The organism is Rubellimicrobium roseum (assembly GCF_006152145.1).
Classification (GTDB): Bacteria; Pseudomonadota; Alphaproteobacteria; order Rhodobacterales; family Rhodobacteraceae; genus Rubellimicrobium; species Rubellimicrobium roseum.
On the sequence record NZ_VDFV01000009.1, the window covers coordinates 19586 to 41994 of the forward strand.

Consider the following 22409-nt stretch of genomic DNA (forward strand, 5'->3'; position numbering starts at 1 on the left):
AAGGAACCCGCGCGCCATGCCTGAAGATTTCGACGGGACCGAGGACGCCGTCCGCGCCGCGCACAGCGGAGCGCCCTCGCCCGACCGGCCCAGGGGCAAGCCCGCCTTCAGCCAGGACCCCCACCGGGTGCGGGATCTCGCGGAGCGCAACCTGGAGACGGCGATCGGGCGCGAGGTGCGGGCCTTTCGCCGCGCACAGGGAATGACCGTGGCGGATCTCGCGCAGGCGACGGGGCTGTCCATCGGCATGCTGTCCAAGATCGAGAACGGGATGACCTCGCCCTCGCTCGCGACGCTGCAGGCGCTGGCGCACGCCTTCTCGGCCCCGATCACCGCCTTCTTCCGGGGTTACGAGGAGAAGCGGGAAGTCCAGCACGTCAAGGCAGGCGAGCATCTGGAGATCGAGCGGCGCGGCACGCGGGCGGGGCACCAGTATCACCTTCTGGGGCATATCGGGGCCAATGCCTCGGGCGTGGTGGTGGAGCCTTACGTCATCACGCTCACCGAGGAATCGGACGTCTTCCCGACGTTCCAGCATGACGGGATCGAGCTTCTCTACATGCTGGAAGGCGAGGTTACCTACCGGCACGGGGACCAGCTCTTCCATCTGCGCCCCGGGGACTCGCTCCTCTTCGACGCGGACGCGCGGCACGGGCCCGAGGTGCTCAACAGGCTGCCTGCCCGTTACCTGTCGGTCATCTCGTACCCGCAGCCCTGATCGTCCCGGTCCGGAGGCGCGCCACGCGATAGGCGTCCAGAACGGCCATCAGATGGACGAAGATCCCGCCCGCGAGACGTCCCACCCAGGACACCCCGGGGTCGGCGGTGACGAAGGTGAAGGTCCCGAGCAGCAGCGCGAAGAAGGCGAAGATCAGCCCCCGCACGGGTTGGCGGTTCAGGACTTGGCCCATGCCCGGGAGCACGAGCGCGACAACGAGGACGAGGTGAGGCGACAGGGGCATCAGGCGCTGAGACGTTCCGGTTGGGGCGCGAGAGCCGCGCGGAAATCGAGGAGTGCTTCAAGGAGCGGCGCGAGTTCGGAGGGGTCAAACGGGGTCGCCCCCATCTCGGCGTCGCGGAAGACGAGATAGCGGGTGCGCGGCGCCTCCTCCGCCAGCCAGGTGAGGCGGAGGCCCTTGGGCGAGAGGATCACCTCCTTCAAGCGGTCCTCGCCCAGGCGGGCGACGACCTCGGCCAGCAGCCCGGGCGGCGTGCCTTCGGCGGCGTCGGTGCGGACCGCGCTGTCGGCGGGCAGGTCTGGTACAGGCGCAAGCTGGCGTGGCAGGCGGTCGAAGGCCGAGAAGGTCTCTCCCCCGCGCGGACGCAGCATCAGATGCCAGGTCCAGGCCAGCGGCATCGGCTCGGGCAGCGTGACGAGCAGCCAGAGCGCCGGGAGTTTTCGGGTGGCGAGCGTGTCGGGCACTACCCGCACCTCGAACGGCGCACCGCCCCGGAACCCGGTAACGCGCGGAAAGCCGTAGGGCTCCAGACGCGCGGCCGGCGAGGCCAGCAGGGGAAGAACCGCGTCCAGGTACCCGGCTCGCATGGCTCGCCGGACGGCGGCGGCACGGGACAGGCGCCGGGCCTGCCAGACCAGGAGCAGCCCCAAAGCAAGGAGCGCGAGGAGGACGCGAGGCTCGGCCATGTCAGTCTCCGGCACGGGTGGACGGGCCCCCGAAGGGGCCCGCCTCAGTAGCCCTGCGGCTTGGGCCAGGGCATCGTGAACTGGTCGGCGCGCTTTACGTATCGGTAGCGGCGCAGGTGGAACCAGAGCGAGGCCACGATGTAGAACACCACCATCGCGATGAGCTGGGTGCCGTAACCCAGGAACACCGCGAAGAAGGTCACCGCGCAGAGCAGGATCAGCACGATCGCTGGGACCGGGTGCATCGGGTGGACGTAGCCCCGCTTGATCGAGCCCAGCGGCCACTTGCGGCGGAACATGATCATGTTGAAGGGCATGAAGGTATAGCCCAGCAGCCCCGAGAGGATCGAGAAGGTCACCACCTGATCGAGCGGCGCCCCCAGCGCGAAGACGAGTGCGATGGGTACGAGGAAGATGATCGAGCGGTAGGGCGTCCGGTAGACCGGGTGCACCGCGCCGAACCACGCGGGCAGGTAATGGTCGCGGCCCATGGAGAACCAGGCGCGGCTCGCGTCGTTGATGCAGCCGTTGGCGGAGGCGAGGGTCGCGAAGAGCGTCCCCACGCCGAGCAGCACGAGGAGCGCCGTCGAGCCCGTCATCCGCGCCGCGTCGAAGAGCGGCACGCCCGACTGGCCCAGATACTCCCAGGGCATGAGGCCCACGCAGACGTACCAGGTGAGCGTCGCCGCGATCACCAGCGTCATGATCCCCGCGAGCGTCCCGAAAGGCAGCGAGCGGGCGGGCGAGCGCACCTCCTCGGCCGCTTGGCAGGTGCCCTCGATGCCGAGATAGTACCAGAGGCCGAAATGCATGGCCGCGAGCACGCCGAGCCAGCCATAGGGCAGGTCGGTCATAAGCTCCGCGTGACGCAACGGCGTAGCGTCGGACCAGGGCGCGGTGCCGAGGAAGAGGATCAGGATCGCCACGAAGGCCACGGCGGTGATGACGAGGCTGAAGTTCAGCGTCGCGAGCACGCCCCGGTAGTTGAGCCAGGCGAGGAAGAGGATGGAGAGCACGATGAAAGGCTGCGGGTTCAGCCCCTCGTGCCCGGCCATGGCGGCCACCGTCTCCATCAGGAAGCCGACGGTCAGGGCGTTCGCTGCCTCGAGCATCGTGTAGGCGAAGACAAGGTAGAGGCCCACGTTGAAGGCCATGAGCGGCCCGACGATGTGCTTGGCCTGCGTGTACTGGCCCCCGGCCGCGGCGACCGTCGAGGTCACCTCGGAGTCGATCATGGCCACGCAGGAGTAGAGGAGCCCCGCGAACCAGCAGGCGATGAGCGCGGCGTAGGCCCCGCCCTTCCCCACCGCGAAGTTCCAGCCCATGTACTCGCCCACGAGGACGATGCCCACGCCCAGCGCCCAGACATGGGCGGGGCCGAGGACGCGGACGAGGCCAACCTTGGTGGCGTGCACCATTCCGTCCGCGACGGGAGAGGCGATGTCGGTCTGCGCCATCAGCGGTGCTCCTCGGTGAGGGCCTCGATCTCGCCCTCGCGCGAGGAGGTCAGGACGTCCTCGTCGTAGGTCGAGTCGATGCGGATCCAGTCGGCGATGATGAGGACGGCGAAGAGCGCCGAGAGCGCCCAAGCCGCGACTTCCAGGAAAGTCCAGACATCCATGGCGCTCACTCCCGTCCGAACTTCTCGGCGATGACTTCGCGGTACTCGCGATCGCTCAGGCGGAACATCAGGACGAAGTAGCCGACGACCACGACGACCATCACGATGAGGCTCAGCGCGCCGAACGAATAGTCGAAGCGCGAGGTGATGATGTCCTGCGCCGCCGTCGGGTCGGCGTAGCCGAGCGCGTTCCATCGTTCGACCATCGCCTCGTTCTGGCCGAGGCTTTCCCAGGTCGGGTTCTCCTGCGGGCTGGGCGAGGCGGTGCGGCCGGCGAGGCCCATGTAGAGCGGCAGGTAGAGCGCGCCGAAGGTGAGCGCGAGAAGGACGATCACGTCCACGATCTGTCCGAGTTTCGACTGCGCGGGGGGGCGGTAGCGGGCCATGGCTCAGCCCCTCCCGCTGCGGAGGGCGTCGAGGAACTTGAGGTCGAGCCCGTAGATGAAGTCGCGGTCCTCGCGGTAATGGGCGAGCATGGCGATGATCGCGGCGGTGTTGAAGACCAGCACCGCCACGCCGCCGACCAGCAGCAGGGTCCGCGCGGTCGCGCTGGGCGCGATATCCCAGGTCGCCCAGAGCACGAAGAGGATGGCGAACCAGAGGCCCAGCACGAAGGCCCAGGCGGCGGCGGTGTCGCGTCGATGCATGGATGGGATGCGGGAGTCCGTTGACGGCAAGGGTGAGTCCTCCTCCTGTTGGTGCGACCGGATCGTGCCGGTCAACTTTTTTTCCTTTGAGGAGAAGCCGGGGCTGCCCGTCTGTCAAGCAGAGACCATGGCTCGCTGCCCTGTCTTTAGGCGATCCGCAAAGGCCCGGAACGCGGACGAGGCCCAAGGCTCGGCACCCTTGCCCCAAGGTGAAAAAAGTTTCATCTAGGTTGAGCGACGGAAAACCCGGTGCTAGGCTGGCCCCGACGATGCAAAGGAGATCGTGACCATGTGCGGGATCGTGGGCCTGTTCCTGAAGGACCCCAAGCTCGAGCCGCATCTCGGCGAGATGCTGGCCGACATGCTCATCACCATGACCGACCGCGGCCCGGACAGCGCCGGGATCGCGGTCTATGGCCGCCCCCGGAAGGGCCGCGCCAAGCTGACCGTGCAGTCCGCGAACCCGGGCGCCGACTTTGACGGCCTCGACCGCGATCTCAAGAAGGAGATCGGCGGCAAGGTCGGGATCGAGGTCAAGGACACCCATGCGGTGCTCGAGGTCGACGAGGACCGGCTCGAGGTCGCGCGCGATGTCGTGCGGACCCTCCGCCCCGGCCTCAAGCTCATGAGCGCGGGCGAGGGGATCGAGATCTACAAGGAGGTGGGCCTGCCCAAGGACGTGGCCGCCCGCTTCGAGATCGCGCGCATGTCCGGCACCCACGGCATCGGCCACACCCGGATGGCGACCGAGTCGGCGGTGACGACCATGGGCGCCCACCCCTTCTCCACCGGCCCGGACCAGTGCCTCGTGCACAACGGGTCGCTGTCGAACCACAACGCCGTGCGACGGACGCTGAAGCGCGCCGGCATGACCTTCGAGACCGAGAACGACACCGAGGTCGCGGCCGCCTACTTGAGCCACAAGATCGCGGACGGCGCGGGACTCGGGCAGGCGATGGAGGGAACGCTCCAGGACCTCGACGGCTTCTTCACCTTCGTGGTGGGCACCAGGAACGGCTTCGGCGTGGTGCGCGACCCCATCGCCTGCAAGCCCGCCGTGATGGCCGAGACCGACCAGTACGTTGCCTTCGGATCGGAATACCGTGCCATGGTCGGCCTGCCAGGGATCGAGACCGCCCGCGTCTGGGAGCCCGAGCCCGCCACCGTCTACTTCTGGGAACGCTGAGGGGCCCTGCCCCCTCACCTTCAGGGACATGCGATGCTGCACACCGCCACCGCCGAACTGACCGCCGCCGATCGCGAAGGGGTCAAGGTCTTCGACCTGACCGCCCATGGGCTGCGCGCGCTGAACCAGGCGCTGCACGACTTCCGGCGCAACCCGACGAACGAGACCGTCTGGGAGATCGTCAACACCAAGGGCGCCCACGCCATCGCCGTCGGCGTGGACGCCCCGCTCGACATCACCGTGCGGGGGACGACGGGTTACTACTGCGCCGGGATGAACAAGCAGGCCACGATCCGCATCGACGGCTCCGCGGGCCCAGGCACGGCCGAGAACATGATGTCCGGCACCGTCATCGTGGAAGGCGACGCCTCGCAATACGCCGGCGCCACCGGGCGCGGCGGGCTTCTCGTCATCAAGGGCAACGCTTCCTCGCGCTGCGGCATCTCCATGAAGGGGATCGACATCGTGGTGCATGGCAACATCGGCCACATGTCGGCCTTCATGGCGCAGTCGGGCAGCCTCGTGGTGCTGGGCGACGCGGGCGAGGCGCTGGGCGACTCGCTCTACGAGGCCAGGATCTACGTGCGCGGCCAGGTGAAATCCCTGGGCGCGGACTGCATCGAGAAGGAGATGCGGCCCGAGCACTACGAGCATCTCGAGGCGCTCCTGCGCCGGGGCCTCGCGGACGGGAAGGCCCGGCCGGAGGAGTTCCGCCGTTACGGCTCGGCCCGCAAGCTTTACACCTTCAACATCGACAACGCGTCGTCCTACTGAGGCCCGCCCGTGACCGAGTTCCCCCGCACCCCCCCGCGGCAATCCTGGACCTTCTCGAACGACGCCAATGCCGAGATCCGGCGCGCGGCCGCCACCGGCATCTACGACATCCGCGGCGGCGGATCGAAGCGGAAGCTGCCGCACTTCGACGACCTGCTGTTCCTCGGGGCCTCCATCTCGCGCTACCCGCTGGAAGGCTACCGCGAGAAATGCTCGACCGACGTCTGGCTCGGCACCCGCCATGCCAAGAAGCCCATCCACCTCGACATCCCGATCACCATCGCTGGCATGAGCTTCGGCGCGCTCTCGGGCCCCGCCAAGGAGGCCCTGGGCCGTGGCGCGACCGAGGCCGGCACCTCGACCACCACCGGCGACGGCGGCATGACCGAGGAGGAGCGCGGGCATTCCAAGACGCTGGTCTATCAGTACCTTCCCAGCCGCTACGGCATGAACCCCGACGACCTGCGCCGCGCGGACGCCATCGAGGTCGTGGTGGGCCAGGGCGCCAAGCCCGGCGGAGGCGGGATGCTGCTGGGCCAGAAGATCAGCGACCGCGTGGCCGAGATGCGGAACCTCCCCAAGGGGATCGACCAGCGCTCGGCCTGCCGCCACCCCGACTGGACGGGGCCGGACGACCTGGAGATCAAGATCCTCGAACTGCGCGAGATCACCGACTGGGAAAAGCCCATCTATGTGAAGGTCGGCGGCGCGCGGCCCTACTACGATACGGCCCTGGCGGTGAAGGCGGGGGCGGACGTGGTCGTGGTCGACGGGATGCAGGGCGGGACGGCGGCGACGCAGGACGTCTTCATCGAGCACGTCGGCATGCCGACGCTGGCCTGCATCCCGCAGGCGGTGAAGGCGCTGCAGGACCTCGGCATGCATCGCGAGGTGCAGCTCATCGTCTCGGGCGGGATCCGGTCGGGCGCGGACGTGGCCAAGGCGCTGGCGCTGGGCGCGGACGCGGTGGCCATCGGCTCGGCGGCGCTGGTGGCGCTGGGCGACAACGATCCCGTGTACGAAGAGGAATACCGCAAGCTCGGCACCACCGCCGGGGCCTATGACGACTGGCACGAGGGCAAGGACCCCGCCGGCATCACCACGCAGGACCCGGAGCTTTTCGGGCGCTTCGACCCGGTGCTCGGGGGCCGGCGACTCAAGAACTACCTCAAGGTGATGACGCTCGAGGCGCAGACCATCGCGCGCGCCTGCGGCAAGAGCCACGTGCACAATCTCGAGCCCGAGGATCTTTGCGCGCTCACGATCGAGGCGGCGGCGATGGCGGGCGTGCCGCTCGCGGGGACGAGCTGGATCCCCGGACGCTCGGGCGGGCCGTTCTGATGTAAGCTCTTTGGCGGAGCCCCGGGACGAACCGGGGCCCGCGACATGCGAAAGACAGGGAGTCCAATGGTGTTTCAGGATTTGCATCGGGGCCCGTGGGAGGCCCAAGCCCAAGTCCACGACCTCGCCGAGTTCGCGCGGGCGAATGGCGTCAAGTACTTCATGATCTCCTACACGGACCTGTTCGGGGGCCAGCGCGCCAAGCTCGTGCCCGCGCAGGCGATCTCGGACATGGCGGTGGAAGGGGCGGGCTTCGCGGGCTTCGCGACCTGGCTGGACCTCACGCCGGCGCATGCCGACCTCATGGCGATCCCCGACCCCTCCTCGGTCATCCAGCTGCCCTGGAAGCCCGAGGTGGCCTGGGTCGCGGCGACCGCGACCATGGAGGGCGCCCTGGTCGAGCAGGCCCCCCGCAACGTCCTGCGACGCCTGATCCACGAGGCCGCCAAGGAGGGCCTGCGCGTCAAGACGGGCGTGGAGCCCGAGTTCTTCATCCTCACGGCCGACGGCAAGCAGTGCTCGGACCCGCTCGATACAGCGGTGAAGCCCTGCTACGACCAGCAGGCGGTGATGCGGCGCTATGACGTCATCGCCGAGGTCTGCGACTACATGCTGAGCCTCGGCTGGGAGGCCTACCAGAACGACCACGAGGACGCGATCGGCCAGTTCGAGATGAACTGGAAGTACGACGACGTCCTGCGCACGGCCGACAAGCACAGCTTCTTCAAGTTCATGATGAAGAGCATCGCCGAGAAGCACGGGCTGCGCGCGACCTTCATGCCCAAGCCGTTCCAGGGCCTCACCGGCTCGGGCTGCCATGCCCATATCTCGGTCTGGGACCTCGACGGCCGGAAGAACGCCTTCGCGGACGACGGCAAGGAGCTGGGGCTGTCGGACCAGGGGCGGCACTTCCTGGGCGGCATCATGAAGCACGCCTCGGCGTTGGCGGCGATCACCAACCCGACGGTGAACAGCTACAAGCGCATCAACGCGCCGCGCACGACCTCGGGCGCGACCTGGGCGCCGAACACCGTGACCTGGACCGGCAACAACCGCACGCACATGGTGCGCGTGCCGGGGCCGGGACGGTTCGAGCTGCGCCTGCCCGACGGGGCGGCGAACCCCTACCTGATGCAGGCGGTGATCCTGGCCGCGGGCCTTGATGGCGTGCGGACCAAGGCCGATCCGGGGCCGCGCCACGACATCGACATGTACGCCCACGGCTACAAGGTGAAGAACGCGCCGAAGCTGCCCCTGAACCTTCTCGACGCGCTGCGCGCCTACGAGAAGGACAAGACGCTCTGCTCCATGATGGGCGAGGAGTTCAGCAAGGCCTACGTGAAGCTCAAGACCGACGAGTGGAACGCCTACTGCGCCCATTTCTCGGAGTGGGAGCGGCAGAACACGATCGACATCTGACACGCCGGGACCGGTCCCTGCCGCCCGCGACCGGCCCGCCGGGGCGCGGCTCGCGGGGATGCCCCGACCCGGACAGCGCGGTCGCGAAGCGCCGGCAGAAGGGGCGGCGGAGGTCCCCTGAGGGGCGGTCTGGGTCACGGAGCGGTCTCCTGGGGCGGTTCGTCCTCGCCACTGTGCCCCCCGAGGGTTAACGAAACCTGACAGCACCGCGCGGTGGTGGGGCGTTCGGCGCAACACCCCCGCGCTGGCCGGAAGCCGGCGCCGCGATTGGTCCTCTGCGCAGGCGGATCACCGGTCCGGAGACCGCCCGGCGAGGCCGCCGGAGGCCTTGGCGAGCGCCCGTCGCGGGCGGGAAAGGGGTTCGTTCCGGCGCCCGCCCGCCGCCGCGGATCGCGCCTGCGATTGTCAAGGCCGGCCAGCCGACCTAGGAGCACCTCCGAGAGCCCGGAACCGGCCGCCTCGTCGGCGGCCCTGCGGGACGGCGGATCGCCAAGGAGGACCATCCATGCCTACGAATGTTGCGCTGACGGGACTGGCGCGGGACCTCGCGGCGCGGGCGGAGGCGGGGCGCCCCGTGCGCATCGGGCTGGTGGGGGCGGGCGAGATGGGGACCGACATCGTGAGCCGCGTGGCCCACATGCCGGGCGTCGAGGTCGGCGGCATCTGCGTCCGGACCCCGGCCAACGCCCGGCAGGCGGTGGCCATCGCCTACGGCAGCGAGGAGCGGGTGCGGGAGGCGGGCACGGCGGACGCGCTCAACGCCGCCGTCGAGGCGGGCGCGATCGCGGTGACCTCGGACGTGGAGGCGCTTCTGGGCTCGGGCCTGATCGATGTGGTGGTGGACGCCACGGGAGTGCCGGCGGCGGGGGCCGAGATCGGGCTGCGGGCCATGGAGGCGGGCAAGCACCTCGTGATGATGAACGTGGAGGCCGACGTCACGATCGGCGCCTATCTGGCGACGCAGGCCCAGCGGCTGGGGGTGGTCTATTCCCTTGGCGCGGGCGACGAGCCCTCCTCCTGCATGGAGCTCATCGAGTTCGTCACCGCCATGGGGCACCGGGTTGTGGCGGCCGGCAAGGGCAAGAACAACCCGCTCAACCTCGACGCCACCCCCGACGCCTACGAGGCGGAGGCGCGGCGGCGGAGCATGAACCCGCGCATGCTGGTGGAGTTCGTGGACGGCTCCAAGACCATGGTGGAGATGGCGGCCATCGCCAATGCCACGGGGCTCATCCCGGACAAGCCGGGGATGCACGGCCCGGCTGCCACCCGCGAGGAGCTCTCCAAGGTGCTGGTGCCGACCTCCGCGGGAGGCGTGCTGTCGGATGTGGGGCGCGTCGACTACTCGGTGGGCCAGGGCGTGGCGCCGGGCGTGTTCGTGGTGGCCGAGATGGAGCACCCGCGCATCCGCGAGCGCATGGAGGACCTGAAGATGGGCGAAGGGCCCTACTTCACCTTCCTGCGCCCCTTCCACCTGACCTCGCTCGAGGTGCCGCTCAGCTGCGCGCGCGCGGTGCTTTACGGCCAGGCCGACATGGTGCCCCTGCCCCGGCCCGTGGCCGAGGTGACCGCCGTCGCCAAGCGCGACCTGGTGCCGGGCGAGCGGCTCGACCAGATCGGGGAATACACCTACCGCTCCTGGATCATGACCGCGCCCGAGGCGCAGGCCGCGCGGGCCATCCCCTGCGGGCTCCTGCAGGGCGCGGTGGTCACCGCCCCCATCCCCAAGGGCGCGCTCATCACCGCCCGCAACGCCCAGGTGCCCCCCACCAGCCGAATCGCCAGCCTGCGCGCCCAGCAGGACGCCATGCTGGGCCTGACCAGCGCCTGGCAGGCCAGCTCCCCCGAGCCCGCATGAGGACGCCCGACAGGTTGCGGGCGACGTCGCGAGGCCGGACCCCGGCGACCTGATCCTGCGGTCCGGGCCGCCGCGATCTGCGGCATCGGCCGGTGCGGACGGAAGGCGTCGGCCTGCGCGACGCTTCCGTGATCGGACACGAGGGCGCGGGGAACCCGTGGGACCGTCGAGGGTTCGGTGCGCGATGCCCGGGCGGCCGGGCCGCAACGGAGGGGAGCATGGACCAGGACCGCGAACAGCGCATCCGCGAGAGGGCGCACGCGCTCTGGCAGGCGGAGGGCCAGCCCGAGGGTCGCCACGAGGAGCATTGGCGGCAAGCGGCTGCCGAGATCGACCGCGAGGAGGCCATCGACCCCGACCGGGGCATCGCGGAAACCTTCGAGGGCACGGGCGACGCCGCCACGGGCGGGACCATGGGTGGCGCCTCGGGGCTGGCGAGCGGGCTCCAGCCGGGGGGCGTGAGCCCTGGCGGCGGACCTGGGGCCTCGGTGGGCAGCCTCGGCACGGGCGGCGGCTCGACGGCGAACGAGCCGAGCGGCGACGTTGCGGACCGGGGCCGCTGAGGCGCGTCAGCCCTCGCGCAGGTCGAAGCCCAGCGCCCGCAGCGCCGCCAGGCTTTCGCGGGCGCTGCGGTGAGGAACGAAGACGCCGCCCGCCTCCTCCCAGAGGGGGCGGTACTTCAGCGTGTCGTCCACCAGCACGTCGCCGGGCGCCTCCATGTGCTCGCGCTTGGCGCGCGCCATGGTGGTGATCATGCGCGCCTGCGGGAAGTGCCGGGCCGCCCAGCGCATCTTCTGCGGCGCGGCCCAGGTGCCCAGCGGCGTCCCCGTCAGGATCACCGGATGCAGGTGCTCGACCGCCGACCACAACTCGCGCGCGTCGGGCATCAGCGGCAGCTTGAAGAAGAAGTCCTCGTGCCCCGCGATGCGCGACCAGAAGGCCTTGCGGCCGTGACGCGCCTCGAACTCGCGCGGGGGGAGGCCCAGGATCTCGGTGGCATAGGCGTCGAAGTCGGCCAGCACCCCGTCGCAGTCGAGAAAGAGCTTGGGCATTCCGGTCCTCCGTCTGTGTCCCGTGGCACAACGGCCGAGCGGCGCGGGCGATCCCGCTCAGGCGGCCTCGGCCAGGGTGACGACCGCCCTCAGGCCCCGCCCGCCCCGCCCCGGCCCGAGATCCAGATGCCCGCCGAAGCGGCGCGCGATCTCGTCCACGATGGGCAGGCCCAGGCCCAGGCCGGGCGGCCCCTCCTCGCGCCCGCGGGCGAAGCGGCGCAGCGCCGTCTGGGCCAAACCGGGCGGCAGGCCGGGGCCGTCGTCCTCCACCTCGACCCGCGCCTGGGCGCCCGCGCGGGCCACGCGCACCGTCACCACCGCGCCCCGGCCCGCATAGGCGATGGCGTTCTCCACGAGGTTGCGCAGCATCTCGCGCAGGAGCGTGGGCTCGGCGCGGACCCGCAGCGGCGCGGCCCCGGCCTCGAAGCCCAGGTCGATGCCGGCGCGGGCGGCGCGAGGCACCAGCTCGGCCGTGAGGTCCCGCGCCAGGGCGCCGAGGTCCACCGCCTCGGGCGGCGGCCCGGCCCCGGCCGCGTCCACGCGCGCGAGCAGCAGAAGCTGCGCCAGCACCCGCTCGGCCTCGGCCAGGGCGGCGTCGGCGCGGGTCAGGGCATGGGCCGCCTCGTCGGGGCGCCCGGCGCGGGCGGCGAGCGCCACCTGCGCGCGAACCACAGCCAGCGGCGTGCGGATCTGGTGGCCGGCGTTGCCGGTGAAGTTGCGCAGGGCCTCGATGGTGGTCCCGAGCCGGGCCATGACGCCGTTCACCGCCTCCACGAGGCCGCGCACCTCCTGCGGGGCCTCGTCCCGCAGCGGCGACAGGTCCCCCGGCGCGCGGGCGGCCAGCGCCCGCGACAGCCCGTCGAGCGGGCGCAGGGCGCGGGTCACGGCCAGCCAGACCACCAGCGCCGCCCCCGCGATCATGCCGCCCAGGCGCAGCGCCGAGCGCCAGAGGATCGCGCGGGCCAGTTCGCGCCGCGCCCGCGTCGTCTCGGCCACGGTGACGGCGAAGGGGATGGCGTCCACGCCCGTCAGCGCCTCGCGCCGGAGCGTGGCGAGGCGGACGGGTTCGCCCGCATAGGTCGCGTCGGCGAAGGCCGCCCCCTCGGCGGGGCCGGGCACCACCGGCAGGTCGGAATAGCCGGTGATGCTGGCGCCCCCCGGCCCGTCCACCCGGTAGAAGACGCGGTCCTGCGCGGTCGAGGCCAGCATCTCCAGCGCCGAATAGGGGACCTCGGCCACGAGCGCCCCGTCGAGGTCCACGAAGACCCGCTCGGCGATGGCGAGCGCCGAGCCCGCGAGCACCCGGTCCGATACGGCCGCCGCCGTGCGGAGGGCCTCGCGCCAGGTGTCGAGCAGCGCCAGCACCCCCAGGAGCGCGGTGGCGACGAGAAGCCAGCCCAAGAGCCGCCGACGCAGCGACCCGCCGTCGCGCGTCGCGCTCATGCCTCGTCCGTCGGTTCGAGGAAGTAGCCGATCCCCCGCGCCGTGCGCAGGGCAAGGCCATGGGGGGCGAGGCGGCGGCGCAGGCGGCTGGCGTACTGCTCGACGGCATTGTCGCTGAGCAGCTCGTCGAGCGGGGTGAGCGCCTGCTGGATCGCCTCCTTGGTCACGACCTGCCCCTGCCGCATCACCAGAAGCTCGAAGAGCGCGAGTTCCCGCGCGGGCAGGTCGAGCGGCTTGCCCTCGGCCAGGACGCGGCGGCGCGCGAGGTCGAAGGTGATCTCGCCCAGCCGCACCTCGGCGGCGCGGATGCCGGCGCGGCGGCGCAGGAGCGACCGAACGCGCGCCTCGAGCTCCCCCGCGTCGAAGGGCTTCACGAGGTAGTCGTCGGCCCCGAGGTCGAGGCCCCGGACCCGCTCCTCGGGCGCGCCGCGCGCCGTCAGGATCAGCACGGCCGCGTCGTCCCGCCGGGCGCGGAGCGCGCGCAGGACCGACAGGCCGTCCATCTCGGGCAGCCCGAGGTCGAGGATCACGAGGTCGAAGCGCTCGGCCCGCGTCAGCGCCTCGGCGGCCAGGCCGTCGCCCACCGTGTCGACGGCATGGCCCGCCCCGCTCAGGAGCGAGCCGATCGCCTCGGCGAGGCCCGGATTGTCCTCCACGAGCAGGATGCGCATCGGCCCTCCCCTTCCCCGTCGCAGACTAGGGCGCGGGCGCGGCGTTGTGAACGGGCCCCCGCGCGGGCTAGGATGGCCCATGCGGCTCCTCCTCGGCCTTCTCCTCCTCCTTTGCGGCCCGCTGCGCGCCGAGGTCACGCCCCCAGCGGCGGAGCTGGTCGTCTACTGGTCGCTCGACGAAGCGCTGGGCGCGCCGCTCGTGGAGGGGTTCCAGGCCCGCCACCCCGGCGTGGCCGTGCGGGCCGAGACGCTGCTCACGGGCGAGATCCACGACCGCATCGTGCGCGAGACCGAGGCCGGCCGGGGGACCGCCGACCTCGCCTTCTCCTCGGCCATGGACCTTCAGGTGAAGCTCGCCAACGACGGCTACGCGCAGGAGGCAGTCACGCCCGCGACGGACGGCTGGCCCGCCTGGGCCAACTGGCGCGACACGGCCTATGCCCTGACCTTCGAGCCCGCGGTGATCGTCTATCACCGCCCGAGCTTTCCCGAGGGCCCGCCGGATTCGCGCGGGGCGCTGCTGGCGTGGCTGAAGGCGCAGGCGGCCCCCGCCGGGATCGGCACCTACGACGTGGAGCGGGCGGGGGTGGGCTACCTGCTGCTCGCCCGCGACGCCGAGCATTTCCGGGACATCTGGCCGCTTCTGGGGGCCATGGGGCGCGCGGGGGTCGAGACCTTTCCCACGACGCGCGAGGTGCTGGAGCGGGTGGCGGACGGGCGGCTCCGGCTGGGCTACAACGTGCTGGGCTCCTACGCCGCCGACCTCGCGCGCGAGCGGCCCGACCTGGGGATCGTGGTGCCGCGCGACTACGTGGTGGTCGCCTCGCGGGTGGCGCTGGTGCCGCGCGCGGCGCGCTCGCCCGATCTGGGGACGGCCTTCCTGGCCTGGCTCATGTCGCCCGAGGGGCAGGAGGTGCTTGCCGACCGGCTGCGCCTGCCGGCCGTGTCGCTGGAGGTCGCGGGCCACGCCGACACGGCGGCCATGCGCGAGGCGCTGGGCGCGCGGCTCCGGCCCGTGCCGGTGAGCCCGGGGCTTCTCGCCTATCTCGACCGCTCGCGGCGCGACGGGATGATCGAGCGCTGGCGGGCGGCGCTGGCCGGAAAATGAGCGCCGGGCCGCGGCTCATGTCAGCTTGATGACAGGTTCCGCTGTCATGGGGGTCCCCGGAGAGGTCCGCCGGGAGGGTGGACCCGATGGGAGGAGAACCGAATGAAGACCATCGTGCTGGCCGCCCTCGCGGCGGGCGCCCTGGCCGCCCATGCCCAGGCTGCCGACTACACGATCTTGGCTCCGGCCAACCCCGGAGGCGGCTGGGACCAGACCGCCCGCACCATGCAGGAGGTCCTTCAGGCCGAGGGCATCTCGGACAGCGTGCAGGTCCAGAACGTCCCCGGCGCGGGCGGCACCGTGGGGCTGGCGCAGTTCGCGTCCCAGGCGGCGGGCGACCCGAACCAGCTCATCGTCGGCGGCTACGTGATGGTGGGCGCGATCCTGACCAACCAGTCGCCGGTGTCGCTGGCCGACATCACGCCCATCGCGCGGCTGACCGGCGAATACGAGGCCATCGTCGTCCCGGCCTCCTCCGAGATCCAGACGATCGAGCAGCTCGTCGAGCAGCTCAAGGCCGAACCGGGCTCGGTGAGCTGGGCCGGCGGCTCGGCGGGCGGCACGGACCACATCGCCGTGGGCCTTCTCGCCAAGGCGGCGGGCGTGGACCCGACGCTGATCAACTACGTCGCCTTCTCGGGCGGCGGCGAGGCGCTGGCGGCGATCCTGGGCAGCCAAGTAACGGCGGGCATCTCGTCCCTGGGCGAGTTCCGCGAGCAGGCCGAGGCCGGCACGCTGCGCATCCTCGCCGTGTCCTCGCCCGAGCGCATCGAGGGCGTGGACGCGCCCACGCTGCAGGAGGCCGGCTACGACATGGTGGTCGAGAACTGGCGCATGGTCGCCGCCGCCCCCGGGATCACCGAGGAGCAGAAGGCCGCCATCGAGGCCGACATCGAGGCCCTGGTGACCTCCGAGGGCTGGCAGCAGGCGCTGGCCGACCGCGGCTGGACCGACACCTACCTCGCGGGCGAGGAGTTCGAGGCCCAGCTTCAGGAGGAGATCGCCACCACCGAGACCGTCCTGCGGGACATCGGCCTGGTGCAATGACCGGAACACCGGATCACGACGCGCGCCGCCCCCCTGGGGCGGCGCCATCTCCGCGCCGGGTGGACCGCGTGGGGCTGATCGTGGCGGTGGGGCTCGCCGCCCTTTCGGCCGTGCTGTTCTGGGACGCCGCGCGCATCCCCTCGACGGGCGGCTATGCAGGGATCGGTCCCGCCGACACGCCGCGCCTCATCGGGCTGGGGCTCGCGCTCTTGGCCGCCTGGGCCGCCTGGGATGCGTTCAAGGCTCCGGCCGAGCCCGCGCCGGCGCAGGACCTGCCGCCCATCCTGTGGATCGTCGGCGGGCTGGGGCTCCAGCTCCTCCTCTTCCGCTCGGCGGGCTTCTCGATCGCGGGGGGCATCCTCTTCGCCTGCACCGCCGCCGCCTTCGGCCGGCGCAAGCTCTGGATCACGCTGCCCATCGGCATCGTCTTCGCGCTGGCGGTCTTCGCCGTCTTCGCCATGCTCCTCGAACTGAGCCTGCCCGCAGGCCCGCTCGAGCGGCTCGTCTTCGGGGTCTGACATGGGCGCGTTCGAACAGCTTCTGAACGGGTTCGCCGTCGCCGCGGACCCCATGATCCTTTTCTATTCGCTCATCGGCGTGACGCTCGGCACGGCCGTAGGCGTGCTGCCGGGCATCGGACCGGCGCTGACCGTCGCGCTGCTGCTGCCGGTGACCTACGGGCTCGATCCGGCGGGCTCGCTCATCATGTTCGCGGGCATCTACTACGGCGGCATGTACGGGGGCTCGACGACGTCGATCCTGCTGAACACGCCGGGCGAGAGCGCCTCCATCGTCACCGCGCTCGAAGGCAACAAGATGGCCCGGGCCGGCCGGGGGGGACCCGCGCTGGCCACCGCCGCCATCGGCTCCTTCGTGGCGGGGCTCATCGCCACGCTGCTCCTCGCGTTCCTCGCGCCCTCGGTGGTCAAGCTCGCGCTCGTCTTCGGGCCGCGCGAATACTTTGCGCTGATGGTGCTGGCCTTCGTCACCGTCTCGGCCGCCTTCGGCGACTCGGCCCGCAAGGGGCTCACCTCGCTCTTCCTCGGCCTCGCGTTGGCGCTCGTCGGGATCGACGGGCTCACCGGGCAGGCGCGGCTGTCGTTCGGCGTGCCGCAGCTTCTCGACGGGATCGAGGTCACGACGCTGGCGGTCGCCATGTTCGCCATCGGCGAGGCGCTGTTCGTGGCCGGGCAGCGGCACCGCGACGACAGCGGCGTGCTGGCGATCAAGGGCTCGATCTGGATGACCGGCGCCGACTGGGCGCGGTCGTGGAAGGCCTGGCTGCGGGGCACCTTCATCGGCTTCCCGATCGGCGCCATGCCCGCCGGGGGCGCCGACATCGCGTCCTTCCTGAGCTACGCCGCCGAGCGGCGGGCGACGAAGCACCCCGAGGAGTTCGGCCACGGCGCGATCGAGGGCGTCGCCGGCCCCGAGGCCGCCAACAACGCCGCCGCCGCCGGGACGCTGGTGCCGCTGCTGACGCTGGGCCTGCCCACGACGGCGACGGCGGCGATCATGCTGGCGGGGTTCCAGCAGTTCGGGCTCCAGCCCGGGCCGCTCCTGTTCGTCACCAACGCCTCGCTGGTCTGGGGGCTGATCGCGGCGCTGCTGATCGCCAACGTCATGCTGGTGGTGCTGAACCTGCCGCTGATCGGGCTTTGGGTGCGCCTCCTGACGATCCCGACGCCCTGGCTCTATGCGGGCATCCTCGTCTTCGCGACCATGGGCACGATGGGGGCCAATCCCTCGGCGGTGGAGCTGGGGCAGCTTCTCGTCTTCGGGGTGATGGGCTACCTGCTGCGGCTCTGGTCCTATCCCATCGCGCCGGTGGTCGTGGGCATGATCCTGGGACCCATGGCCGAGCAGCAGCTTCGCCGGGCGCTGGCCATCGCGCAGGGCGATCCGCTCACGCTGGTGCAGTCGCCGGTGGCGGCGGTGCTCCTGGGGCTCGCGCTCCTGGCGCTGGTGGTGCCGATGATCCTGCGGGCGCGCGGCCAGGGCGAGGTGCTGGCGCATCTGGCGGGCAACGAGGACTGAACGGGGCGGCGGCCCTCCCCTCGGGCCACCGCCCCTCCCCCGGCGCGACGTCCGGGGGAGCGGGCGGCCTCTCACCTCACGGTGTAGCCGCCGTCCACGAGCAGGTCCGCGCCGTTGATCATGTCCGCGCCGGAGGAGGCCAGGAACACGGCCGCCGCGGCGATCTCCTCGGGCTCGGCGAAGCGGCCCGTGGGGATCAGCGCCTTCATGGCGTCGCCCTTCGGCCCATCCCAGGCCTTGCGGCCCAGCTCCGTCAGCACCACCGTGGGCGAGATGGAGTTCACGCAGATCCCGTGGCGGCCCCATTCCAGCGCCAGCGTCCTGGTCATGCCGATCACGGCGAACTTGGAGGCGCAGTAGGCCACGTGCCCCTCGATGGCGACGGACCCGGCCTGCGAGGCGAGGTTGACGATCTTGCCGCCGCCCTGCGCGATCATCATGCGCCCCACGGCCTGCGCCATCAGGAAGCTGCCCGTCAGGTTCACGTCCAGCGTGCGCTGCCAGGACCGCAGGCTGATCTCCTCGGCGGGGGCGAGGTCCACGATCCCGGCCGAGTTCACCAGGATGTCGATGCGGCCCATCGCCTGCGCCACCTGCGCCACCGCCGCCTCGACGCTGCCTGCGTCGGTCACGTCGCAGGCGAAGGACTTTGCGCCCGACAGCCCTGCGGCGCGGGCCTGCGCCGCCTCCATGTTCATGTCCACCACGGCCACGCGCGCACCCTTCGCGGCATAGGCCTCGGCGATGGCCGCGCCGATCCCCGAGGCCGCGCCGGTGACGAGGGCCACCCTGCCCTCAAGTCCGAAGTTCAGGTCCAAGATCGTTCCCTCGCATGACAGGGGCCGGGCCCGATGGCCCGACCCCGATGGCTCACTGCCGCGTGGCGAGCAGCGCGTCCACGTTCTCGGCCGTCACCGGCGTCCATGGCACGTTGTATTCCTTGTCCGCGCCGTCATTCCACGGCATGTCGGGATACTGCGCCCAGATCTCGGACTGGGGCTCCCAGCCCTCGGGCATCCCCGAGGCGTGGAAGATGGCGAGGTCGAGCGCGCCCTGCGCCTGGGCGTTGGCGTCCTGCAGGATCGACTGCATCTCACCCGCCTTCACGGCGTTGAGCGCGTCGGTGATCCCGTCGATCCCCGCGATGGCGAAGTCCGACACGTTCAGGCCCGCGCCCTTGATCGCCTCGATGGCGCCCAGGGCCATCTCGTCGTTCTGGCCGATCACGCCGTCGATGGTGTCGCCGTGGGTGGTGAGCCAGTTCTCCATCAGGGTCTGCGCCTCGGCGCGGCTCCAGTTAGCGGTCTGCTGCTCCAGCACCGTCACGTTCGGGCAGGCGGCCAAGGCCTCCTGGTTGCCTTCGAGCCGCTGGATCTGCGCCGACTGGCCGATGGGACCTTCGAGGATGACGACGTTGCCGCCCTCCTCGCAGCCGATCTGGCCCAGGACATACTCGGCCTCCATCCGGCCCGACTCGACGTCGTTCGAGCCCACATAGGCGGTGAGGAGGTCCGAGTTCACCCGCGTGTTGGACCCGATCACCGGGATGCCCGCGTCGGCGGCGGCCTGCACGGCGGCGGCCCCGGCCTCGATGTCGATCGGCACGAAGATGATGGCGTCGTAGCCCTCGGTGATCATGGTTTCGAACTGGTCCTGCTGGACGAGCGCGTCGTAGCGCCCGTCGAAGACCGTGACCTCGACGGAGCCGTCCTGCACCGAGGGGTGCTGCTCCAGGGCGGCAGACCAGATCTGCATGAACTCGGCGTTGAGGCCGTAGACGGCCGCGCCGATCCGCAGGGGCTCGGCGTCCTGCGCCGCCGCCATCCCGGCCGCCATCGCCAGGGCCGAGCTGAGGCTGAGAAGTCTCGTCATCGTGCGTCGTCCTCCCTTGTTGTCGTCGGTCGTTCGCGCCGCCCTAGAGGCGGTCAGTCCCGTCTGCTGCGGGATTGGTCCAGCATCACGGCGGCCACGATCAGGACGCCCTTGATGACCTGCTGGTAGTAGGATTCGACCCCCATCAGATCGAGCCCGTTGTTCATCACCCCGATCAGGAGCGCCCCGATCAGCGTCCCCGTCACCCGCCCCACGCCCCCGGCGAGCGAGGTTCCCCCGATCACCACCGCCGCGATGGCGTCCAGTTCGTAGGCGATGCCGGCCTGCGTCAGGGCCGAGCCCGTCCGGGCCGCCAGCATCATCCCCGCGAGCCCCGCCAGCGCCCCCGAGATCACGAAGACCGACAGGCGCACGAAGGGGACCGAGATGCCCGACACCGTCGCCGCGTGCGGGTTGCCTCCCACCGCATAGACCTGCCGGCCGAAGCGGCTCTGGTTCAGTACCCACCACGCGACCAGGAACACCCCCGCGAAGATCACCACCGGCATCGGAACGCCCAGCACGCTGCCCGTGCCCATGGCGCGGAAGCCCTCGGTCAGCGCCGGAACGGGCCGCCCTTCGGCATAGAGGAGCGCGAGCCCCCGCGCCGCCGACAGCATGGCCAGCGTCACCACGAAGGAGGGCACGTTGAAGCGCGCCACGATCGCGCCGTTCACCGCCCCGCAGGCCGCGCCCACGGCCAACCCCACGAGGATCGCCAGCGCCGCCGGGTAGGGTCCCCCCGCCACCATCGCCGTCGAGGAGGTGGTGGCGAGCGAGGCCGCGACGATGCCCGCCAGCGCCACCACCGATCCTACCGACAGGTCGATGCCGCGCGCCAGGATCACGAAGGTCATGCCGATGGCGAGGATGCCGTTGATCGCCGTCTGCCGCAGGACGTTCAGGATGTTGCGCGTGCTCAGGAAGTTGTCGTTCACCAGCGCCAGCACCACGCAGAGCACCGCGAAGGCGATCAGGATGCCGTAACGCCGCGCGAGGTCGCGCGGGTCCGCGCGCCTCAGCGCCGGTCCCCCTGCCGCCACCCGTTCCTGCATCCCCGTCCCTCCCTACGCCGCCAGATGCACGAGCGCCTCGGCCGTGGCCTCGGCCCGCCCGACCTCGCCCGCCACCCGGCCATCACGGATCACCACCACCCGGTCGGCCATGCCCAGGACCTCCTCGATCTCCGACGACACCATCACCACCGTGCCGCCGCCCGCCGCGAAATCCGACATGATGCGGTAGATCTCGCGCTTGGCACCCACGTCCACGCCGCGCGTGGGCTCGTCGAGCAGCAGGATGCGCGGCTCGGTCAGGAACCACTTGCCCAGCACCACCTTCTGCTGGTTGCCGCCAGAGAGGCCCGACACGTCGAGCTGGTCCGAGGCCGTGCGGATGCCGAACATCTCGATCATGCGTCGCGCAGCCTCCTTCTCGCGCCGCACGCTCATCGCGGGGCCGAGCGACAGCCCCTCCAGCCCCGCCATGGCGATGTTGGCGCGCACGCTCTGGCTCAGCACGAGGCCCGAGCCCTTGCGGTCCTCGGTCACGAGCGCGAGGCCCCGCGCGATGGCCTCGCGCGGGGAGCGGATGCGGACGGGCGCCCCGTGCAGCCGCACCGTGCCCCCGGTCACGTCGTCCGCCAGCCCGAAGACCGCCTCCAGGATCTCGGTCCGGCCCGCGCCCATCAGGCCGTAGAGCGCCAGGATCTCGCCGCGATGCGCCGCGAAGGACACGTCGCGCAGGAGCCGCGCCCGGCTCAGCCCCTCGACGGCCAGCGTCACCTCCCCGCCGGGCCGGTTGGCCTTGACGAACTCCTCGGCCAGCGGGCGGCCCACGATCATCTGGATCAGCCCCTCGCGCGTGAGGTCGGCCATTGCGCCCGAGCCCACATGGGCCCCGTCGCGGAAGACCGTGTAGCTGTCCGCGATGCGGAAGATCTCGGACAGGCGGTGGGAGACGTAGATGATCCCCTTCCCTTCCGCCCTGAGCCGCGCCACGGCGGCGAAGAGCTGGTCGGCCTCGTGCTCGCCCAGGGCGGAGGTCGGCTCGTCCATGATGATGACGCGGGCCTCGTGGCTCAGCGCCTTGGCGATCTCCACGAGCTGCACCTGCGCCACCGTCAGGTCCATCATCATGCGGTCGGGCGGGATGGCGAAGCCCAGCCGGTCGAGAAGCTCCTGCGCCGCGCGGTTCATGTGGGCGAAGTCCACCCGGCCGAAGGCGCGTAGCGGCTCGCGCCCCAGGAAGATGTTCTCGGCCACCGTCATGGCCGGGATCGGGCTCAGCTCCTGCTCGATGATCGAGATGCCGGCGGCCAGCGCCTCGCGCGGCGAGGCGAACCGCACCTCGCGGCCCTCCAGCCGGATCGTGCCGGCGTCGCGCTCCTGGATGCCCATGACGATGGACAGGAAGGTGGACTTTCCCGCGCCGTTGCCGCCGCAGAGCGCATGGACCGAGCCCGGCATCAGCCGGAGCCGCCCGTCGCGCAGCGCCGCGACGCCGCCGAACGACTTCTTCAGGCCCTCCGCCTCGAACAGCGCGGCTGTCACCCCGGTCCTCCCCTGCGGTCCGGGTCCGGCCCGTCTTGGGCGGGCGTTCCCGGATCACGTGTTCGTCATATGGATTGTTCGTTCGATCCTTCAAGAAGCCCGCTCCGAAGCCGGACACGCGCGGCCAGTGGCCGGT

The 22409-nt window shown here is 71.3% G+C and carries 24 protein-coding genes; 11 read left to right on the plus strand and 13 right to left on the minus strand.

Translation table 11 applies throughout. The features are described from left to right. The first annotated feature begins 16 nt into the window (after positions 1-16). Positions 17-718, plus strand: a complete 702-nt coding sequence (locus FHG71_RS08875; RefSeq protein WP_139081275.1) for a helix-turn-helix domain-containing protein — start codon at positions 17-19, stop codon at positions 716-718. On the opposite strand, the gene FHG71_RS08880 is transcribed toward FHG71_RS08875, so the two are convergent. From FHG71_RS08880 to FHG71_RS08900, 6 genes are read right to left on the minus strand one after another with little or no spacing between them, the layout of a single operon-like run. After that, positions 696-962: a hypothetical protein gene (locus tag FHG71_RS08880; RefSeq protein ID WP_139081276.1), complete on the minus strand. Its 267-nt coding sequence runs from the start codon at positions 960-962 to the stop codon at positions 696-698. The genes FHG71_RS08875 and FHG71_RS08880 overlap by 23 nt on opposite strands. Next, positions 962-1645 (minus strand): hypothetical protein, encoded by a 684-nt coding sequence (locus tag FHG71_RS08885; protein ID WP_139081277.1) that lies wholly within the window; start codon positions 1643-1645, stop codon positions 962-964. Before FHG71_RS08885 ends, FHG71_RS08880 begins: the two co-directional genes overlap by 1 nt. A gap of 44 nt (positions 1646-1689) precedes the next feature. Further along, positions 1690-3102, minus strand: coding sequence for an APC family permease (locus FHG71_RS08890; RefSeq protein ID WP_246045395.1), 1413 nt, complete (start codon positions 3100-3102; stop codon positions 1690-1692). Continuing rightward, entirely contained in the window at positions 3102-3266 is a 165-nt protein-coding gene (locus FHG71_RS23500) for a hypothetical protein (protein ID WP_176559351.1), read from the minus strand. The genes FHG71_RS08890 and FHG71_RS23500 overlap by 1 nt, the downstream gene beginning before the upstream one ends. 5 nt (positions 3267-3271) lie before the next feature. Continuing rightward, on the minus strand, positions 3272-3652 hold the full coding sequence (locus FHG71_RS08895; RefSeq protein WP_139081278.1) for a hypothetical protein: 381 nt from the start codon (positions 3650-3652) through the stop codon (positions 3272-3274). A 3-nt stretch (positions 3653-3655) separates the two neighbouring features. After that, on the minus strand, positions 3656-3913 hold the full coding sequence (locus tag FHG71_RS08900; RefSeq protein WP_139081279.1) for a hypothetical protein: 258 nt from the start codon (positions 3911-3913) through the stop codon (positions 3656-3658). 289 nt (positions 3914-4202) lie between these two features. Here FHG71_RS08900 and FHG71_RS08905 point away from each other — a divergent pair, with 289 nt between their 5' ends. The 6 genes from FHG71_RS08905 (at position 4203) to FHG71_RS08930 (ending at position 11054) form a co-directional block, all read left to right on the plus strand. Beyond that, the gene (locus FHG71_RS08905) at positions 4203-5099 is read left to right on the plus strand and encodes a class II glutamine amidotransferase (protein WP_139081280.1); all 897 of its coding nucleotides are present in this window, start codon (positions 4203-4205) and stop codon (positions 5097-5099) included. Between the two features lie 33 nt (positions 5100-5132). After that, entirely contained in the window at positions 5133-5873 is a 741-nt protein-coding gene (locus FHG71_RS08910; protein WP_139081281.1) for a GltB/FmdC/FwdC-like GXGXG domain-containing protein, read from the plus strand. A gap of 9 nt (positions 5874-5882) precedes the next feature. Then, complete coding sequence (locus FHG71_RS08915; RefSeq protein WP_139081282.1) at positions 5883-7214, plus strand: FMN-binding glutamate synthase family protein; 1332 nt, start codon at positions 5883-5885, stop codon at positions 7212-7214. Positions 7215-7283: 69 nt separating this feature from the next. Beyond that, a complete protein-coding gene (gene glnT, locus FHG71_RS08920) occupies positions 7284-8633 on the plus strand; it encodes a type III glutamate--ammonia ligase (RefSeq protein WP_281281961.1) in 1350 nt (449 codons plus the stop codon). Positions 8634-9138: 505 nt separating this feature from the next. Further along, positions 9139-10491 (plus strand): NAD(P)H-dependent oxidoreductase, encoded by a 1353-nt coding sequence (locus FHG71_RS08925; RefSeq protein ID WP_139081284.1) that lies wholly within the window; start codon positions 9139-9141, stop codon positions 10489-10491. 218 nt (positions 10492-10709) lie between these two features. Beyond that, positions 10710-11054, plus strand: a complete 345-nt coding sequence (locus FHG71_RS08930; RefSeq protein WP_139081285.1) for a DUF2934 domain-containing protein — start codon at positions 10710-10712, stop codon at positions 11052-11054. Between the two features lie 6 nt (positions 11055-11060). On the opposite strand, the gene FHG71_RS08935 is transcribed toward FHG71_RS08930, so the two are convergent. From FHG71_RS08935 to FHG71_RS08945, 3 genes are read right to left on the minus strand one after another with little or no spacing between them, the layout of a single operon-like run. Then, a complete protein-coding gene (locus FHG71_RS08935; RefSeq protein ID WP_139081286.1) occupies positions 11061-11543 on the minus strand; it encodes an HAD family hydrolase in 483 nt (160 codons plus the stop codon). Between the two features lie 57 nt (positions 11544-11600). Further along, complete coding sequence (locus FHG71_RS08940; RefSeq protein WP_139081287.1) at positions 11601-12986, minus strand: sensor histidine kinase; 1386 nt, start codon at positions 12984-12986, stop codon at positions 11601-11603. Next, on the minus strand, positions 12983-13657 hold the full coding sequence (locus FHG71_RS08945; protein ID WP_139081288.1) for a response regulator transcription factor: 675 nt from the start codon (positions 13655-13657) through the stop codon (positions 12983-12985). The genes FHG71_RS08940 and FHG71_RS08945 overlap by 4 nt, the downstream gene beginning before the upstream one ends. A 79-nt stretch (positions 13658-13736) precedes the next feature. On the opposite strand from FHG71_RS08945, the gene FHG71_RS08950 reads away from it, so the two are divergent. The 4 genes from FHG71_RS08950 to FHG71_RS08965 all read left to right on the plus strand — a co-directional run bounded on the left by FHG71_RS08950 (position 13737) and on the right by FHG71_RS08965 (position 17849). Further along, positions 13737-14765: an ABC transporter substrate-binding protein gene (locus FHG71_RS08950; RefSeq protein ID WP_139081289.1), complete on the plus strand. Its 1029-nt coding sequence runs from the start codon at positions 13737-13739 to the stop codon at positions 14763-14765. 102 nt (positions 14766-14867) lie between these two features. Further along, a complete protein-coding gene (locus FHG71_RS08955; RefSeq protein ID WP_139081290.1) occupies positions 14868-15812 on the plus strand; it encodes a Bug family tripartite tricarboxylate transporter substrate binding protein in 945 nt (314 codons plus the stop codon). Beyond that, on the plus strand, positions 15809-16330 hold the full coding sequence (locus FHG71_RS08960) for a tripartite tricarboxylate transporter TctB family protein (RefSeq protein WP_139081291.1): 522 nt from the start codon (positions 15809-15811) through the stop codon (positions 16328-16330). The genes FHG71_RS08955 and FHG71_RS08960 overlap by 4 nt, the downstream gene beginning before the upstream one ends. Position 16331: 1 nt before the next feature. Then, positions 16332-17849 carry a tripartite tricarboxylate transporter permease gene (locus FHG71_RS08965; RefSeq protein WP_139081292.1) on the plus strand — a complete coding sequence of 506 codons (1518 nt, stop codon included), beginning with the start codon at positions 16332-16334 and terminating at the stop codon, positions 17847-17849. Positions 17850-17920: 71 nt separating this feature from the next. On the opposite strand, the gene FHG71_RS08970 is transcribed toward FHG71_RS08965, so the two are convergent. From FHG71_RS08970 to FHG71_RS08985, 4 genes are read right to left on the minus strand one after another with little or no spacing between them, the layout of a single operon-like run. Further along, positions 17921-18667 (minus strand): GolD/DthD family dehydrogenase, encoded by a 747-nt coding sequence (locus tag FHG71_RS08970; protein ID WP_246045396.1) that lies wholly within the window; start codon positions 18665-18667, stop codon positions 17921-17923. Between the two features lie 52 nt (positions 18668-18719). After that, a complete protein-coding gene (locus tag FHG71_RS08975) occupies positions 18720-19721 on the minus strand; it encodes a substrate-binding domain-containing protein (protein WP_139081294.1) in 1002 nt (333 codons plus the stop codon). Positions 19722-19774: 53 nt separating this feature from the next. Next, complete coding sequence (locus tag FHG71_RS08980) at positions 19775-20776, minus strand: ABC transporter permease (RefSeq protein WP_139081295.1); 1002 nt, start codon at positions 20774-20776, stop codon at positions 19775-19777. Positions 20777-20788: 12 nt separating this feature from the next. Then, positions 20789-22273, minus strand: coding sequence for a sugar ABC transporter ATP-binding protein (locus FHG71_RS08985; protein ID WP_246045397.1), 1485 nt, complete (start codon positions 22271-22273; stop codon positions 20789-20791). Positions 22274-22409: the final 136 nt, after the last annotated feature.

What these genes read in the sequence shown, in the direction of transcription:
- FHG71_RS08875 (WP_139081275.1), top strand. Translation starts at nt 17, where the DNA reads ATGCCTGAAGATTTCGACGGGACCGAGGACGCCGTCCGCGCCGCGCAC.
- FHG71_RS08880 (WP_139081276.1), bottom strand. Translation starts at nt 962, where the DNA reads ATGCCCCTGTCGCCTCACCTCGTCCTCGTTGTCGCGCTCGTGCTCCCG.
- FHG71_RS08885 (WP_139081277.1), bottom strand. Translation starts at nt 1,645, where the DNA reads ATGGCCGAGCCTCGCGTCCTCCTCGCGCTCCTTGCTTTGGGGCTGCTC.
- FHG71_RS08890 (WP_246045395.1), bottom strand. Translation starts at nt 3,102, where the DNA reads ATGGCGCAGACCGACATCGCCTCTCCCGTCGCGGACGGAATGGTGCAC.
- FHG71_RS23500 (WP_176559351.1), bottom strand. Translation starts at nt 3,266, where the DNA reads ATGGATGTCTGGACTTTCCTGGAAGTCGCGGCTTGGGCGCTCTCGGCG.
- FHG71_RS08895 (WP_139081278.1), bottom strand. Translation starts at nt 3,652, where the DNA reads ATGGCCCGCTACCGCCCCCCCGCGCAGTCGAAACTCGGACAGATCGTG.
- FHG71_RS08900 (WP_139081279.1), bottom strand. Translation starts at nt 3,913, where the DNA reads ATGCATCGACGCGACACCGCCGCCGCCTGGGCCTTCGTGCTGGGCCTC.
- FHG71_RS08905 (WP_139081280.1), top strand. Translation starts at nt 4,203, where the DNA reads ATGTGCGGGATCGTGGGCCTGTTCCTGAAGGACCCCAAGCTCGAGCCG.
- FHG71_RS08910 (WP_139081281.1), top strand. Translation starts at nt 5,133, where the DNA reads ATGCTGCACACCGCCACCGCCGAACTGACCGCCGCCGATCGCGAAGGG.
- FHG71_RS08925 (WP_139081284.1), top strand. Translation starts at nt 9,139, where the DNA reads ATGCCTACGAATGTTGCGCTGACGGGACTGGCGCGGGACCTCGCGGCG.
- FHG71_RS08930 (WP_139081285.1), top strand. Translation starts at nt 10,710, where the DNA reads ATGGACCAGGACCGCGAACAGCGCATCCGCGAGAGGGCGCACGCGCTC.
- FHG71_RS08935 (WP_139081286.1), bottom strand. Translation starts at nt 11,543, where the DNA reads ATGCCCAAGCTCTTTCTCGACTGCGACGGGGTGCTGGCCGACTTCGAC.
- FHG71_RS08940 (WP_139081287.1), bottom strand. Translation starts at nt 12,986, where the DNA reads ATGAGCGCGACGCGCGACGGCGGGTCGCTGCGTCGGCGGCTCTTGGGC.
- FHG71_RS08945 (WP_139081288.1), bottom strand. Translation starts at nt 13,657, where the DNA reads ATGCGCATCCTGCTCGTGGAGGACAATCCGGGCCTCGCCGAGGCGATC.
- FHG71_RS08950 (WP_139081289.1), top strand. Translation starts at nt 13,737, where the DNA reads ATGCGGCTCCTCCTCGGCCTTCTCCTCCTCCTTTGCGGCCCGCTGCGC.
- FHG71_RS08955 (WP_139081290.1), top strand. Translation starts at nt 14,868, where the DNA reads ATGAAGACCATCGTGCTGGCCGCCCTCGCGGCGGGCGCCCTGGCCGCC.
- FHG71_RS08960 (WP_139081291.1), top strand. Translation starts at nt 15,809, where the DNA reads ATGACCGGAACACCGGATCACGACGCGCGCCGCCCCCCTGGGGCGGCG.
- FHG71_RS08965 (WP_139081292.1), top strand. Translation starts at nt 16,332, where the DNA reads ATGGGCGCGTTCGAACAGCTTCTGAACGGGTTCGCCGTCGCCGCGGAC.
- FHG71_RS08975 (WP_139081294.1), bottom strand. Translation starts at nt 19,721, where the DNA reads ATGACGAGACTTCTCAGCCTCAGCTCGGCCCTGGCGATGGCGGCCGGG.
- FHG71_RS08980 (WP_139081295.1), bottom strand. Translation starts at nt 20,776, where the DNA reads ATGCAGGAACGGGTGGCGGCAGGGGGACCGGCGCTGAGGCGCGCGGAC.